The following is a 13,645-nucleotide window of genomic DNA, read 5'->3' on the forward strand; positions in this document are numbered from 1 at the left end:
GAAATCCATCGTTTCATCCATCGCGCTGGCCGGCTCCTCACCAATATCGATTTCGATATCGGTTCGCAATAAAAAGTTATTGGCTTCTGAACAATTCCTACACTACATTGTCCCTCGCCTGCCCTCATGCCGCCTCCTCGACCGGACACGCGTGATCGACCCACGCCTGCCCACGTCACGGGTGGACGGCATGCTGGGCCGGCACCAACTGTTATCGCAACCATCCACCACCCGGGCTATCAGTCCGGAACGCGCGATGGCATGACAGTCGTCCCCCGATGGCCGGCTTCGCGTTGGCACGGACACCGGCATCGGCCCATCTCACCTTTGAAGGTAGATCCCATGCAAAAAGATAAGACCAAAAAAATTGGTCAGGTAGGAGACTTATCGAGAGGCTTCCGGCGCACCGCGGCATGCGGCGCCTTGATGCTCATGGCGGCGCTGCCAGGCGCCGCGCGGTCCGCCAATGCGCGCGCGGATGCGGACGCCCGCGCCCGCGCGCTCGTCGCGCAGATGACGCCGGACGAAAAGTTCGCCCAGCTGCTCAACGTGGCGCCCGCCCTGCCCCGCCTCGGCATCCCCGCCTATAACTGGTGGACCGAGTCGCTGCACGGCGCGCTCGGGCCGCTGCCCACCACGAACTTCCCGGAACCCATCGGCCTCGCGGCCACGTTCGACGCCCCGCTCGTGCACCGGGTCGCGTCCGCGATCAGCACCGAGGTGCGCGCGCTGCACACGCTGGGACGCGAGACGGGGCACCTGGGACGCATCGGCACGGGCCTCGACACGTGGTCGCCGAACATCAACATCTTCCGCGACCCGCGCTGGGGCCGTGGCCAGGAAACCTATGGCGAAGACCCGTACCTGACGGCGCAGCTGGGCGTCGCCTTCATCCGGGGCATCCAGGGACCCGACCCGGACCTGCCCGACGTCGTCGCCACGCCCAAGCACTTCGCCGTGCACAGCGGGCCGGAATCGACGCGCCACGTGGCCGACGTGTTCGTGTCGCGCCACGACCTCGAGGACACTTACCTGCCCGCCTTCCGCGCCGCCATCGTCGATGCGAAGGCCGGATCGATCATGTGCGCCTACAACCGCATCGACGGCCAGCCGGCCTGCGGCAGCGACCTGCTGCTCAAGGAACACCTGCGCGGCGCCTGGGGCTTCAAGGGCTACGTCGTTTCCGACTGCGATGCCGTGACCGACATCTCGGAGCACCACAAGTACGCGCCCGATCCCGCCGCCGCGGTCGCCGTCGCGTTGAAGGCCGGGACCGACAACGAGTGCAACACGCAGACGCTGGGCGACAAGACGGGACTGGACACGCGCTACCGCGAGGCGTGGCAGCGCGGCCTGATTTCCACGGCCGACGTCGACCAGGCGCTCGTACGCCTGTTCTCCGCGCGCTACCGCAACGGCGACCTCGCGGGCCTGGCCGGGCGGGCACCGAACAAGGTCCCGGTCGACGCGATCGACACGCCGGCGCACCGCGACCTCGCGCTGCAGGCGGCGGCGAAGAGCCTCGTGCTGCTGAAGAACGACGGCACGCTGCCGTTCAAGGCCGGCGTGAAGATCGCGGTGATCGGCCCGCTGGCCGACGCCACCCGCGTCCTGCGCGGGAATTATTCGTCGACGCAGTCGGCGCCGCCCGTCTCCGTCGTCGCCGGGCTGCGCAGCGTGCTGCCGCAGGCGCGCATCACGCTCGTGCCGGCCGGCGCGTCGATCACCGACGGCGACCCGGTCCCCACCGCCGCGCTGCGCACGCCCGACGGCAAGCCGGGCTTGCGCGCCGAGTACTTCAACGGCACCGACACCAGGCCGGCCGTCGTCCGCGTCGAACCGGGGCTGGAATCGCATGCCCTGCAGATGAAAGCCGTCGCCGACCGGCACAAGGTCGTGTGGACCGGCTATCTCGTCGCGCCGGAGACGGGCACCTACCGGCTCGGCGTGACCGGCGTGCAGGGCGAGCTGACGGTGGCCGGCAAGCCCGCCGTGCGCGCCGCCACGTATTCGCAATGGGGCGAACCGCTCAAGCTCACCGACGTGCGGCTGGAGAAAGGCCAGCGCTATCCGCTGCGCTTCCAGGCCGAAGCGGGTTCCTCCGGCGTGCCCGGCCTGTTCTGGAAGCGGATCTCGACGGCGCCCGACGCCGACCTCGCGGCGGGGACGGCGGACGCCGACGTCATCGTCGCCGTCGTCGGCCTGACGTCGGACCTCGAAGGCGAAGAGATGGCGATCAAGGTCGACGGCTTCGCGGGCGGCGACAAGACGTCGCTGGACCTGCCGCTCGCGCAGCGCACGCTGCTGGAACGGGCGAAGGCGCTGGGCAAGCCGCTCGTCGTCGTACTGATGAACGGCAGCGCCATCGACCTGTCGTGGGCGAAGGAGAATGCGGCGGCGATCCTCGAAGCGTGGTATCCGGGCCAGTCGGGCGGCCTCGCCGTCGCCGGCGTCCTGGCGGGCAAGACCGATCCGGGCGGGCGCCTGCCGCTCACCTTTTATCGCAGCATCAAAGACCTGCCGCCGTTCGACGATTATTCGATGCGGGGCCGGACCTACCGCTACTACACGGGCACGCCGGTCTATCCGTTCGGCGCGGGCCTCTCGTACACGACGTTCCGCTATGCGCCGCTGCGCATCGAACCGGTCCACGGTGCGCCCGAGAATGGCGTCGTCGTCACGACGGAAGTCGCCAACACGGGCACGCGCGACGGCGACGAGGTCGCGCAACTGTACCTGACGCCGCCCGCGTCCGACGGTGCGCCGCGCCTGGCGCTGCGCGGGTTCCAGCGGCTGTCGCTGAAGGCCGGCGAGCGGCGCCAGGTCAGCTTTGCGCTGACGCCGCGCGACCTCAGTTTCGTCACGCGCGACGGCATCCGCCAACTGACGCCCGGCCAGTACCGGCTGAGCGTCGGCTCGGGCCAGCCGGGCACCGGGGCCGCGCAGCAGGACGGCGCGCTCACGCTGAAGCAGACCGTCGTACTGGCCCAATGACACGAGGAGATACCATGAAGACGACACATCGATTCGGCCAGCTGGCCGGCGCGGGCGCGCTCGCCCTGGCCTGCGCGCTCGCCGCGCCGGCGCACGCACAGAACGACAGGATGACGCCCATCGCGGCGCCCGCGCAGCCGGACGCCATCGTGCTGGCCACCGGCCCGCTGCCGGGCGCGAAGGCGCAGGAGAGCTGGCACACGCAGTACGGGAGCACCTTCGCGCGCAACGTCACGGTGGCGACGCTGACGCCGTTCCTGCCCGATCCGGCAAGGGCGACGGGCGCCGCCGTGATCGTCGCGCCCGGCGGCGGCTTCAAGACGCTGTCGATGAGTAACGAGGGCTGGGACGTCGCGAAGGCGCTGGCCGGCAAGGGCGTGGCGGCGTTCGTGCTGAAATACCGCCTGAACCAGACGCCGCAGGACATGGATGCGTTTGCGCGCGAGTTGGCGCAGATGTTCTCGGGCGCCGCGCGGCCGCCGGCACCGCGCGATTCCGCATCCACGCTGGCGCCGCAGATCGCCGACGCGCGCGCCGCGTTCGCGCTCGTGCGTGCGCGGGCGGCGGCGTGGCACGTGGACCCGGACCGCATCGGCATGCTGGGCTTTTCCGCTGGCGCGATGCTGACGATGGCGACGGCCTTGCATGGCGAGGACGCGAAGCCGGCGTTCCTCGGCGACATCTACGGGCCGCTGGCGCCCGTCAAGGTGCCGGCCGACGCGCCGCCGCTGTTCGTCGCGCTGGCGGCGGACGACCCGCTGTTCGGCAACGGCGGCTACGGCCTTGTCGACAGCTGGCGCGCGGCGCGGCGCCCGGTCGAATTCCACCTGTACGAACAGGGCGGCCACGGCTTCGGCATGTATCCCAAGACGACCACCAGCACCGGCTGGTTCGACGCCTTTGCGCGCTGGCTCGGCATGCACGGCTATTTGAAGCCGGCGCACTGACGGCATCGGACGACGGGGCCGCGCGGCCCCGTTTTTTTAGGCTGTGTTCGCGTTATGTAGGTAAGCGAGCGCTGCCGCCTAGCCGCGCTGCGCCGCAGCGCACAACAGGTGCGCAGGCGTCGTCAGCCGCCGCGCATCCAGCAGTCGTTGCCAGCCCGAATAATTGATCAAATAGCGGCTCGCGACGCCGCGGAAGCGCACCAGCCAGCTCTTGAAACGGCTGTGCCAGCTGTTGACGTTCTGGATGTGGATCGCGCCGCGCGCCCGCACGCCAGCCTTCACGTTCACCGCCTCGTGCGTGATGCCCGCTTGCACGGCGAAACGACGATACGCCGCGGCCCCGTCGCTGATCAACAACACATCGGCCGGCAATACCGGCTTGAGGCACGCATGCAATTGCGCAGCCGTCACTTGGCCCCGGCCCGTATGAAAGTCCAGCGTCTGCCCCGTACGGTCGCGCGCGATGAGGAGGCAGTCGTGCTCACGATTGATCCCGCGCCGACTGGCCACGCCGCCGCGCTTTCTCGGCCGCCGCGTCAGGCTGCGCGACCCCTTCTGCGATTCCAGACGATAGGTTTCGTCCACCTCGACGATGGCCGTCAACATTGCCGGACGGTCGCGCATCGCGCCGGGCACGAACCGGTGGCGCCACCGGAAACTGGTCGTCCGGTGCACGCCGGTCACGCGCGCGGCGTCGCGCACCGTGCGCGATTCGAGGATGGATTGCAGGAACGGTAGCCAGCACTCTTTCTTGCGAAGACGAGCGAGCGGCGTGCCGGTCAGGGCGTTATAGCTGCGTCCGCAGGCGAGGCACCGAAAGCGTTGCAGGCCGCTCGCCTGGCCGCAGCGGTGTACGCGACCGCAACCGCAGCGCGGACACGGCCGGCCTCTGGCGGCCTGTTCGATCAGGGCGATACATTCGGCCGGATGCGACAGACCAGCGATCCATTCGCGCAGCCGGACCAGGTCGGTAGCCGAGAGCTGCGCCGCCGACAACAGCGTGAACACGTCGTCGAAGGGTAGGCCGCGCATCGTCACTCCTCATGAGTTAACTCGACGATACGTATGACCTCCGCAACCAGATTCAGTTCACATAACGAACGCGAACACAGCCTTTTTTTACTGCACGGCCGTCAACGCGACGTCGAACACCAGTCCCGAATTGGCCGGGATCGCACCGTTGGCGGTCGCGCCGTAGCCCAGGCTGGACGGAATCAGCAGCGTGCGCTTGCCGCCCACCTTCATGCCCAGCACGCCCTGCTCGAAGCCGGCGATCACCTGGTTCTGCCCAAGCGTGAACGTGAACGTCCCGGCGTCGAACTGCGTGCCCTTGTGGTCCGTCGCCGTGTCGCTGTACAGCCAGCCCGTGTAGGTCACGGTCGCGGTCTTGCCGCTGGCCGCCTCGGTGCCGGTGCCGAGGACGACGTCGGTGGCGCTGAACTGGGCGGGATTCGCCACGGCGGTCGTACCGGACGACGAATCGCCGCCGCCGCCGCCACAGCCGGCGAGGCTCAGGACGGCGACAAGAACGGCAACGGATGCGGCGGAGAAGGAAGGCTTGAATGTCATTGGATCCCTGATGCGTAAGGTTTTGTAAAGGCAGGCAACCTTACCGCAGGTCCATGTTTAGGTTGCCTTTACATTTGTTTTTCTTTGTTACAAATTCAAAGTTGATTGTATGCGAAGACGCCTCCGCAACAATTTTCTCGGAAACCTAAAATAATTCGCTAAGGCAATACCGTCAAGGCTTACACTGCACCCAGCACCGTACGATGAAAGATATCCATGATCAGCCTTGCGCAATTTTTTGACGACGTCAAACTGCCCACGATTTCCGAAGTGGCCCACGCCCTGATCGCGACCCTCGACGACGAGGACGCGTCCGCCAGGAAGGTCGCGGCGGTCATCGCGCGCGACCCGGCGCTGACGGCCAAGCTGCTGCGCCTGGCGAACAGCGCCCGCTTCGGTTCGCGCCGCAACGTCAGCTCGCTCGACGAAGCGATCTCGCTCGCGGGCATGGCCCACATCCGCACGCTCGCGCTGGCCACGTGCTTCTCCGATTCCTTTCCGTCCCTGCCCGGCCTGGATTCCGACGAGTTCTGGAAAAGCAGCATGGCTTGCGCCGGCTACGCCAAATGGCTGGCGGGCGGCCTCGGCATCGACGGCAGCGAAGCCTGGCTGGCCGGCATGATGCTGCGCCTGGGCGAACTGCTGATCTATCAGGTGGCGCCGACGACGTTCGCGGAGATCGAGCAGCTGCCGCACCTGCCGGGCGGCCGCTGGGAGCGCGAGCAGCATCTGCTGGGCCTGTCCGAAGGCCAGATCACGGCCGAACTGGGCCGCCGCTGGAACTTCCCCGACAAGATCGTGCGGGCGCTGGAAAATTCGTCCGACCCGATGGCGGCGCACCCGTTCTGCCAGCTGGGCGGCATCATCCACGTGGCCAGCCTGCTGGCCGACACGCCGAGCGACGACCCGGCCATCCTCGACACGCTGCCAGCCGACGTGATCGACACGCTGCGCCTCTCGCGCGAATGGATGACGGCGCGCTTCCCCGCGCACGACGCATTCTCCGCCGCACCCTGAACCTCGTGTAGCATGGACGGCAACGCAAGGAGCCGTCCATGCCCTACCAGTCCACCCTCGAATTCAACACGTTCGGACGCGGCAGCCGCGACATCACGTCCGCCGTCGCCGACGCCGTCGCCCGCTCGGGCATCCGCTGCGGGCTCGCGCACGTGTTCGTCCAGCACACCAGCTGTTCCCTCCTGATCACGGAAAACGCCGATCCCGACGTGCGCCACGACCTGGAAACCATCATCAGGCGCCTCGCGCCGGACGGCGACCCCGCGTACCGCCACCGCACCGAAGGCCCGGACGACATGGCCGCGCACGTGCGCACCATGCTGACGTCCACGAGCGTCACCGTACCGGTCGGCGACGGGCGGCTGCTGCTCGGCACGTGGCAGGGCATTTATTTGTGGGAGCACCGGGTGGCCGAGCATAGTCGCCATGTCGTCGTCACGGTGCTGGGCGACTGAACCCTGGCAACAATGGACGCCAAACACTGAACTGGAGGTCTCGATGACCGTAAAAGTCTACCGCTACGCACAGTACCCGGACGATCATGACGAGACGTTGTCGCATGGATACGCAACGATGGAATTCATCATCCTCAACAAGCTGACGCCCATGTCGGACAGTGTGATGGACGTCGATCCGGCGCACGTCGCCGAGGACGGGCGCTACCTGGGACTGAACGGCGGCAAACCCGCCTAGTACGCCGGTCGAGCCATCACAACGACACGCCGATCGTCAGCGTGACGACATAGCCGTTGACCGGATCGCCGCTCACGGACGCCATCTGCAGCGACGTGCCGTCGGAAAACACGTTGTCGGTCGCATAGCTCATCGAGGCCAGGTTGCGCGAACTGGCGCTGTAGGCGGTGGTCGCATACGCTTCGTTCAGGGTCGCCATCGGGAAGGTCATCTGCGACGTCTTGATGCGGTTCGACGCGCTCGCCGCCTTCGCGAGGCTCGGATAGACCTCGAAGTGGATGTGCGGCATGCGGCCCGAGTAGCACCCCGGGAAGATCGTCGTGAACGTGACGGTGCCCGTGCTGTCCGCCTCCTGCACGCCGCGCAGGTAGTTCTCGTTCGTCAGCCCGCTCGCATACATCGAATAATTGCCGTCGCGGTCGCAATGCCACAGGTAGACGGCGGCGCCGGCCACGCTGGCGCAGCCCGCGCCCACGTTGACGATCTGGAGTTTCAGGGTCGTCGGAATGCCGGCCGCCGTCGCGCTGCCGGGCGCCACGCTCGTGCGGATGTCGCTGCGCACGATGCCGGACAGGGTCAGCGCGTTCGCGACGCCGCTGCCGTTGCTGTTGGTGCCGTCGCCCGGGTACGGGCCGCCCGTTTCCTCGGGGATGACGGCGCAGGTGCCCGTCGTCGTCGTGGTGCCGGTGGTGCCGGTGATGGCGGTCGTGCCGCCGGTCGTCGACGCCGCCGTCGATGCCGTCGTGCCGGCGCTCGAACTGCCGCCGCCGCAGCTCGCGAGCGGCACGGCGGCCGCGGACGCGAGCAGCCAGCGCAGCGAGCGGCGCCGGCTGGTCTCGGTGGCGAGCATGCGCTCGAGGTCTTCGGCAAGGCTGTGATGTGAATGGTCCATGGGTCCCCCTGGGTTACGAAACGAGTATCCGGCCCGGCTTATCGGTATGGATGCGGCATGCCAGGCGCGCGACGCATTGTCGGATGGGGGAACGTTAAGCGCCGTCAACCACTGTAAAGCTGCGTAAAGACGCGCGCGCCGCCCGCACTTCGCGCCATCCCGCCGCATTTCGCGCCGCGCTGCGGCATCTCGTCGCATGGGCGCACGGACGGACCGGCGTCCCGGCACAGTGGCACCACTTAACGCATTCAAGGAGCCCGCCATGCTGATCCAGATCCTGACCCACACCCCGTTCTACGTCTGGGCGATCCTCGCCTTCCTCGTCCAGCGCGGCATGATCGCCATGCGCGACCGCGACCTGGAACTCCGCAAGCTGGTCATGATCCCGGCCGTGATGCTGGTGCTGTCGCTGCAGGACATGAACGCGAAGTTCGGCCTCGGCGGCCTGGCGCTGGCCGCATGGGCGCTGGCGGCGGCCGGCATGGCGCTGCTGGCCGGGCTGGCCGGGCTGGCCGGCGGCCGGCGCATCGAGGCCGGCAACGTGCCGGGCCACGTGCGCGTGCTGGGTAGCCGGCTGCCGCTCGTCATGATGATGGCCGTGTTCTTCACGAAGTACGTGGCGTCCGTGGCGCTGTCCGTCGCGCCGCAGCTGCGCCACGACACGCTGTTCGCCTGCGCCGTGTGCGGCCTGTTCGGCGTGTTCAACGGCTGGTTCGCCGGCCGCCTGGCGCGCGACCTGGCGTCGTACCGCCTGCTGCCGGCGGGCACGGCGGCCGCCGCGTAAGGTTCAGCTGTAGCCGACGCCGCGCGCCATCATCGCCGCGAAGATCGGGATCAGCGCGAACACGTGGATCTCCAGCAGCATCGTCCGGCGCAGCGCATTGACCTCGTCCAGCGCCGGGACGAACGCCGCATCCGCCTTCGCCAGTTTTTGCCAGCCGAGGATGCGCAGGGTGGGCCGGATCGAGACCAGGCCCACGACGGCGAAGGCGGCAATCTTCGCCCAGAACACCGGGTTGTGCATGTAGAAGGCGGGGCCTTTCGCGCCGTACTTCACGCGCAGGAAGCCTACGACGAGGATCGCCAGCGCCATCACACCGTACGCCGCATCGAAGCGCCCCAGCAGCCGCACGGTGTGCGGCGACATCGCGGCAGGCCGCATCAGCGCCAGTTCGGCGGCCAGCACGGCCGCGAGACCGAACACGATCAGGTGGTGGACGATGGCGAGCAGGAGGTCGGTCATGATGCGGTCGCTGACAGTGATGGGATGTCAACTGTAGCAAACTTCGGGGTCAGAGCCCGATTTCAGGAAATTGCCAAAAATCGGGCTCTGACCCCGGTTCAGCGCAGCATCGACTCCCACACCTTCTGCAGGCGCTTGGACGACACCGGCATCGGCGTGCGCAGTTCCTGGGCGAACAGCGAGACGCGCAGCTCTTCCAGCATCCAGCGGAACTCGATCATGCGCGGATCGAGGTTCTTCAGCGGCTGGTTCTTCACCGTGCGCTGGAACTGCGTCGCCGCCGCCTGCCACTCGGCCATCAGCTGCGCGTCGCGCGCCGGATTCCCGCGCAGCTTTTCGAGGCGCACGTTCATCGCCTTCAGGTAGCGCGGGAAGTGCGCCAGTTGGCTGTAGTCCGTCTCGGCGATGAAGCGCTTGTGGACGAGGCCCTGCAACTGCGCCTGCATGTCGCCCGCGACGGCCTGCGGCAAGCCTTGCAGGCGCTTGGGCAGGCCGTGGAACTCCGCGAGGATCTGGCCGGCCAGGCGCGCGGTCTCGTTGATCAGGAGGCCGATGCGGCCCTTGCCCTCGTCGCGGCGCTTGTTGAACGAGGCGGCATCGACCGGCAGCGGGTCCTGCAGGCAGGCGATCTCGATGGCCTTGTTGACGATCTGCTCGCGCAGCTCGTCCGGCGTGCCGACCGACATGAACTGCATGCCCATCTGCTGCAGGCCAGGCACGTTCTTCTCGGCGAATTTCAGCTGGTCCTTGAACTGCAGCGCGAACAGGCGGCGCAGGCCGATGCGGTGCGTGCGCGCCGCCACGTTCGGGTCGTCGAACACCTCCAGGTCGCAATGCGTGCCCTTGTCGACGAGCGCCGGGAAGCCGATCAGCGTGATCTTGCCCTGCGTGATCTCCAGCAGTTCCGGCAGCTCGCCGAAGGTCCAGCCCGTGATGTTCGTGTGGGCGCTCGGCGCGGCGGCGGCCGCCGGCGCGGGCGCGGCCTTTCCTTTCGCATGCGAAGGCACGGGCGCCGGCGCGTTGGCCGCCAGCGGCTGCGCGAGCGGCTTCGCCCCGGACTGCGCGGCGGCCGGCGTGCTTTCCGCCATGCGCTGGAAACTCTGGCGCGCCTGGCCGCCCAGTTCCGCCTGCAAGGTGGCCAGGTTGCGCCCCATGTCGAGCTGGCGGCCGTGTTCATCCACGACCTTGAAATTCATGAACAGGTGCGCGGGCAAGGTCTCCAGCTTGAAATCCGTCGTCATCACGCGCACCCCCGTCTGCGCGTGGATGTCGGCGATGAGCGCGTCGATCAGGTCGCCGCGGCCGAAGCGCACCGGGTCCTCGTTGCGCTCGAAGAAGCGCGCGGCGTAGTCCGGCAGCGGCACGCAGTGGCGGCGCAGCTTCTGCGGCAGCGATTTCAACAGCAGCTGCACCTTCTCCTTGAGCATGCCCGGCACGAGCCAGTCCGCGCGCTCGCGCGGGATCTGGTTCAGCGCGAATAGCGGCACCGTCAGCGTGACGCCGTCGCGCGGGCTGCCCGGCTCGAAGTGGAACGTGAGGCCCATCTCGATGCCGGTGACGTTCATCGTCTTCGGGAACAGCTCCGTCGTGACGCCCGCCGCTTCGTGGCGCATCAACTCTTCGCGGTTCAGGTACAGGAGCTTGGGGTTGTCGCGCGCCGCGTCCTTGTACCACTTCTCGAAACCCGCGCCGTTCACGACGTCCGTCGGGATCTCATTGTCGTAGAACGCGAAGATCAGCTGGTCGTCCACGAGCACGTCGAGGCGGCGCGACTTGTGCTCGAGGTTCTCGATCTCGCGGATCAGCTTGTGGTTGTGGGCGAAGAACGGAGAACGCGTCTCGTAGTCGCCGCCGACCAGCGCGTCGCGGATGAATATCTCGCGTGCCTCCTGCGGATTGTGCAGCGCGTAGTTGATGCGGCGCTGGCTGTAGACGACGATGCCGTACAGCGTCGCGCGCTCGCTCGCCGTGACCTGCGCCGTGCGCTTTTCCCAGCGCGGCTCGCCCCACGATTTCTTCAGCAGGTGGCCGCCGATCTTCTCGATCCACTCCGGCTGGATCTGCGCGATGCAGCGCGCGTACAGGCGCGTCGTCTCGACCAGCTCCGCCGCCATGACCCACTTGCCGGCCTTCTTGCCGAGCGTGGAACCGGGCCAGATGTGGAACTTGATGCCGCGCGCGCCGAGGTAGGCGCCGCCGGACTGCGCCCCGCCTTCCTCTTCCATCTTGTACCCGATGTTGCCCAGCAGGCCCGTGAGCAGCGCCATGTGCAGCTGGTCGTAGGTCGCGGGTGTCTCGTTCAGGCGCCAGCCCTGTTCCTTGACGATGGTGAGCAATTGCGAATGCACGTCGCGCCACTCGCGCAGGCGCACCTGCGAGAGGAAATTCTCGCGGCAGTTGTCCTGCAGCTGGCGGTTCGTCTTCTTGTGCTCGATGGCCTGTTCGAACCAGCGCCAGATCTTCAGGAAGCCCAGGAACTCGCTCTTCTCGTCCGCGAATTTCTTGTGCTTCTCGTCGGCCTGCTGCTGGTATTCCATCGGCCGGTCGCGCGGATCCTGCACGGACAGCGCGGACGCGATGATCAGCATCTCGCTGAGGCACACATTGTCGACGGCGGCCAGGATCATGCGGCCCACGCGCGGATCGAGCGGCAGCTTGGCCAGCTTGCGGCCCATCGGGGTCAGCTCGTTGGCGTCGTCGACGGCGCCCAGTTCCTGCAGCAGCTGATAACCGTCGGCGATGGCGCGGCCCTGCGGCGGCTCGACGAACGGGAAGGTCTCGACGTCCGTCAGGTGCAGGGACTTCATGCGCAGGATGACGGCCGCCAGCGACGAGCGCAGGATTTCCGGGTCCGTGAATTTCGGCCGCTGCAGGAAGTCGGCTTCCTCGTACAGGCGGATGCAGACGCCGTCCGCGACGCGGCCGCAACGGCCCGCGCGCTGGTTGGCGGCGGCCTGCGCGATCGGCTCGACCTGCAGCTGCTCGACCTTGTTGCGATAGCTGTAGCGTTTTACGCGCGCCAAGCCGGCATCGACGACGTAGCGGATGCCGGGCACCGTCAGCGACGTCTCGGCCACGTTCGTGGCCAGCACGATGCGGCGCGCGTTGGTCGTGCGGAAGACGCGGTCCTGTTCTTCGACCGACAGGCGCGCGAACAGCGGCAGGATGTCCACGTGCGGCGGATGGTGTTTGCGCAGCGCCTCGGCGCAGTCGCGGATCTCGCGCTCGCCGGGCAGGAACACGAGCACGTCGCCCTGGCCCAGCCGGCACAATTCGTCGACGCCGTCGACGACGGCATCCATCAGGTCGCGCTTGTCGCGCGCGGCCTGCGCCTTCGACGCCGGCTTGCCGTCGGCGGCCGCGAATTCCTGGTCGCGCTCCACCGGGCGGTAACGCACCTCGACCTTGTACAGGCGGCCCGACACTTCGATGACGGGCGCCGGTTTGTCCGGCGTGCCGAAATGGCGCGCGAAGCGGTCGGCGTCGATCGTCGCGGACGTGATGATCACCTTCAGGTCCGGCCGGCGCGGCAGGATCTCCCGCAGGTAGCCGAGCAGGAAGTCGATGTTCAGGCTGCGCTCGTGCGCCTCGTCGATGATGATCGTGTCGTAGGCCTTGAGCAGCGGGTCGGTCTGCGTCTCGGCCAGCAGGATACCGTCCGTCATCAGCTTGACCCAGGCGCCGGCCGACAGCGTGTCGTTGAAGCGGACTTTATAACCCACGTGTTCGCCCAGCGGCGAACCCAGCTCGAACGCGATGCGCTTCGCCGTCGACGACGCGGCGATGCGGCGCGGCTGCGTATGGCCGATCATGCCCTTCTCGCCGCGGCCCAGCGCCAGGCAGATCTTCGGCAGCTGCGTCGTCTTGCCCGAGCCGGTTTCGCCGGACACGATCACGACCTGGTTCTCCATCAGCGCCTTCGCGATTTCGGCGCGCCGGCCCGAGACGGGCAGCTCTTCCGGGAAGACGATGGGCGGCAGGGGATTCCGAACCGCGGGCTTGCGTCCATCGCCGCGCGCGGCGCGATCTTCGCGCGGACGCGATCCGCCGTCGCGCGGCTTGGCCGGGCGCTCCTGCGCGCCGGCGTCGTCGTGCGGCGCACGCACCTGCGCCTGTGCGAGCGCGCTCGCGAGCGCGCCCTCGCGCGCGGGCGGACGCGGGCCGCGGCGCGCATCGCTGCGCGGCGCTTGCGGGGAACGGTCGGGAGAAGGTGCGCGCGCCGGCTTCGGCGCGGGCTTGTTACTCTGTTCAGACATTGATTTTTACGAGGATTTGGTGCGCAAGTCGCGC

Annotated in this window: 11 protein-coding genes; 6 read left to right on the top strand and 5 right to left on the bottom strand. The window is 67.9% G+C overall.

Annotated elements, in window-relative coordinates; all coding sequences use genetic code 11:
* Window positions 1–432 precede the first annotated feature (432 nt).
* Together U9J41_RS11750 and U9J41_RS11755 are read left to right on the top strand one after the other, a co-directional pair.
* Window positions 433–2,994, top strand: a complete 2,562-nt coding sequence (locus tag U9J41_RS11750) for a glycoside hydrolase family 3 C-terminal domain-containing protein (RefSeq protein WP_322402364.1) — start codon at window positions 433–435, stop codon at window positions 2,992–2,994.
* Window positions 2,995–3,008: 14 nt separating this feature from the next.
* Window positions 3,009–3,941, top strand: coding sequence for an alpha/beta hydrolase (locus U9J41_RS11755; RefSeq protein WP_322402365.1), 933 nt, complete (start codon window positions 3,009–3,011; stop codon window positions 3,939–3,941).
* A gap of 78 nt (window positions 3,942–4,019) precedes the next feature.
* On the opposite strand, the gene U9J41_RS11760 is transcribed toward U9J41_RS11755, so the two are convergent.
* Together U9J41_RS11760 and U9J41_RS11765 are read right to left on the bottom strand one after the other, a co-directional pair.
* Window positions 4,020–4,973: an IS1595 family transposase gene (locus U9J41_RS11760; RefSeq protein ID WP_322402366.1), complete on the bottom strand. Its 954-nt coding sequence runs from the start codon at window positions 4,971–4,973 to the stop codon at window positions 4,020–4,022.
* 87 nt (window positions 4,974–5,060) lie between these two features.
* Complete coding sequence (locus U9J41_RS11765) at window positions 5,061–5,510, bottom strand: FKBP-type peptidyl-prolyl cis-trans isomerase (RefSeq protein ID WP_322402367.1); 450 nt, start codon at window positions 5,508–5,510, stop codon at window positions 5,061–5,063.
* Window positions 5,511–5,726: 216 nt separating this feature from the next.
* On the opposite strand from U9J41_RS11765, the gene U9J41_RS11770 reads away from it, so the two are divergent.
* The 3 genes from U9J41_RS11770 to U9J41_RS11780 are packed head-to-tail and all read left to right on the top strand — an operon-like array spanning window position 5,727 to window position 7,220.
* Window positions 5,727–6,527, top strand: a complete 801-nt coding sequence (locus tag U9J41_RS11770) for an HDOD domain-containing protein (protein WP_322402368.1) — start codon at window positions 5,727–5,729, stop codon at window positions 6,525–6,527.
* Window positions 6,528–6,565: 38 nt separating this feature from the next.
* Window positions 6,566–6,982, top strand: a complete 417-nt coding sequence (locus tag U9J41_RS11775) for a secondary thiamine-phosphate synthase enzyme YjbQ (protein WP_322402369.1) — start codon at window positions 6,566–6,568, stop codon at window positions 6,980–6,982.
* Between the two features lie 43 nt (window positions 6,983–7,025).
* Window positions 7,026–7,220, top strand: coding sequence for a hypothetical protein (locus U9J41_RS11780; RefSeq protein WP_322402370.1), 195 nt, complete (start codon window positions 7,026–7,028; stop codon window positions 7,218–7,220).
* A gap of 16 nt (window positions 7,221–7,236) precedes the next feature.
* On the opposite strand, the gene U9J41_RS11785 is transcribed toward U9J41_RS11780, so the two are convergent.
* Window positions 7,237–8,112, bottom strand: a complete 876-nt coding sequence (locus U9J41_RS11785; protein ID WP_322402371.1) for a dioxygenase family protein — start codon at window positions 8,110–8,112, stop codon at window positions 7,237–7,239.
* 196 nt (window positions 8,113–8,308) lie between these two features.
* On the opposite strand from U9J41_RS11785, the gene U9J41_RS11790 reads away from it, so the two are divergent.
* A complete protein-coding gene (locus U9J41_RS11790) occupies window positions 8,309–8,896 on the top strand; it encodes a DUF6622 family protein (protein WP_322402372.1) in 588 nt (195 codons plus the stop codon).
* A gap of 3 nt (window positions 8,897–8,899) precedes the next feature.
* Here U9J41_RS11790 and U9J41_RS11795 read toward each other — a convergent pair whose 3' ends face one another.
* The gene (locus U9J41_RS11795; protein ID WP_322402373.1) at window positions 8,900–9,355 is read right to left on the bottom strand and encodes a DUF2214 family protein; all 456 of its coding nucleotides are present in this window, start codon (window positions 9,353–9,355) and stop codon (window positions 8,900–8,902) included.
* 98 nt (window positions 9,356–9,453) lie between these two features.
* Window positions 9,454–13,611 (bottom strand): ATP-dependent RNA helicase HrpA, encoded by a 4,158-nt coding sequence (gene hrpA / locus U9J41_RS11800; protein ID WP_322402374.1) that lies wholly within the window; start codon window positions 13,609–13,611, stop codon window positions 9,454–9,456.
* Window positions 13,612–13,645 lie beyond the last annotated feature (34 nt).

Source organism: Massilia luteola (assembly GCF_034420155.1).
GTDB lineage: Bacteria > Pseudomonadota > Gammaproteobacteria > Burkholderiales > Burkholderiaceae_D > Telluria > Telluria luteola.

Coding starts and splice junctions, on each gene's coding strand:
- U9J41_RS11750 (WP_322402364.1), top strand. CDS start 433: ATGGCGGCGCTGCCAGGCGCCGCGCGGTCCGCCAATGCGCGCGCGGAT.
- U9J41_RS11755 (WP_322402365.1), top strand. CDS start 3,009: ATGAAGACGACACATCGATTCGGCCAGCTGGCCGGCGCGGGCGCGCTC.
- U9J41_RS11760 (WP_322402366.1), bottom strand. CDS start 4,973: ATGCGCGGCCTACCCTTCGACGACGTGTTCACGCTGTTGTCGGCGGCG.
- U9J41_RS11765 (WP_322402367.1), bottom strand. CDS start 5,510: ATGACATTCAAGCCTTCCTTCTCCGCCGCATCCGTTGCCGTTCTTGTC.
- U9J41_RS11770 (WP_322402368.1), top strand. CDS start 5,727: ATGATCAGCCTTGCGCAATTTTTTGACGACGTCAAACTGCCCACGATT.
- U9J41_RS11775 (WP_322402369.1), top strand. CDS start 6,566: ATGCCCTACCAGTCCACCCTCGAATTCAACACGTTCGGACGCGGCAGC.
- U9J41_RS11780 (WP_322402370.1), top strand. CDS start 7,026: ATGACCGTAAAAGTCTACCGCTACGCACAGTACCCGGACGATCATGAC.
- U9J41_RS11785 (WP_322402371.1), bottom strand. CDS start 8,112: ATGGACCATTCACATCACAGCCTTGCCGAAGACCTCGAGCGCATGCTC.
- U9J41_RS11790 (WP_322402372.1), top strand. CDS start 8,309: ATGGGCGCACGGACGGACCGGCGTCCCGGCACAGTGGCACCACTTAAC.
- U9J41_RS11795 (WP_322402373.1), bottom strand. CDS start 9,355: ATGACCGACCTCCTGCTCGCCATCGTCCACCACCTGATCGTGTTCGGT.
- hrpA (WP_322402374.1), bottom strand. CDS start 13,611: ATGTCTGAACAGAGTAACAAGCCCGCGCCGAAGCCGGCGCGCGCACCT.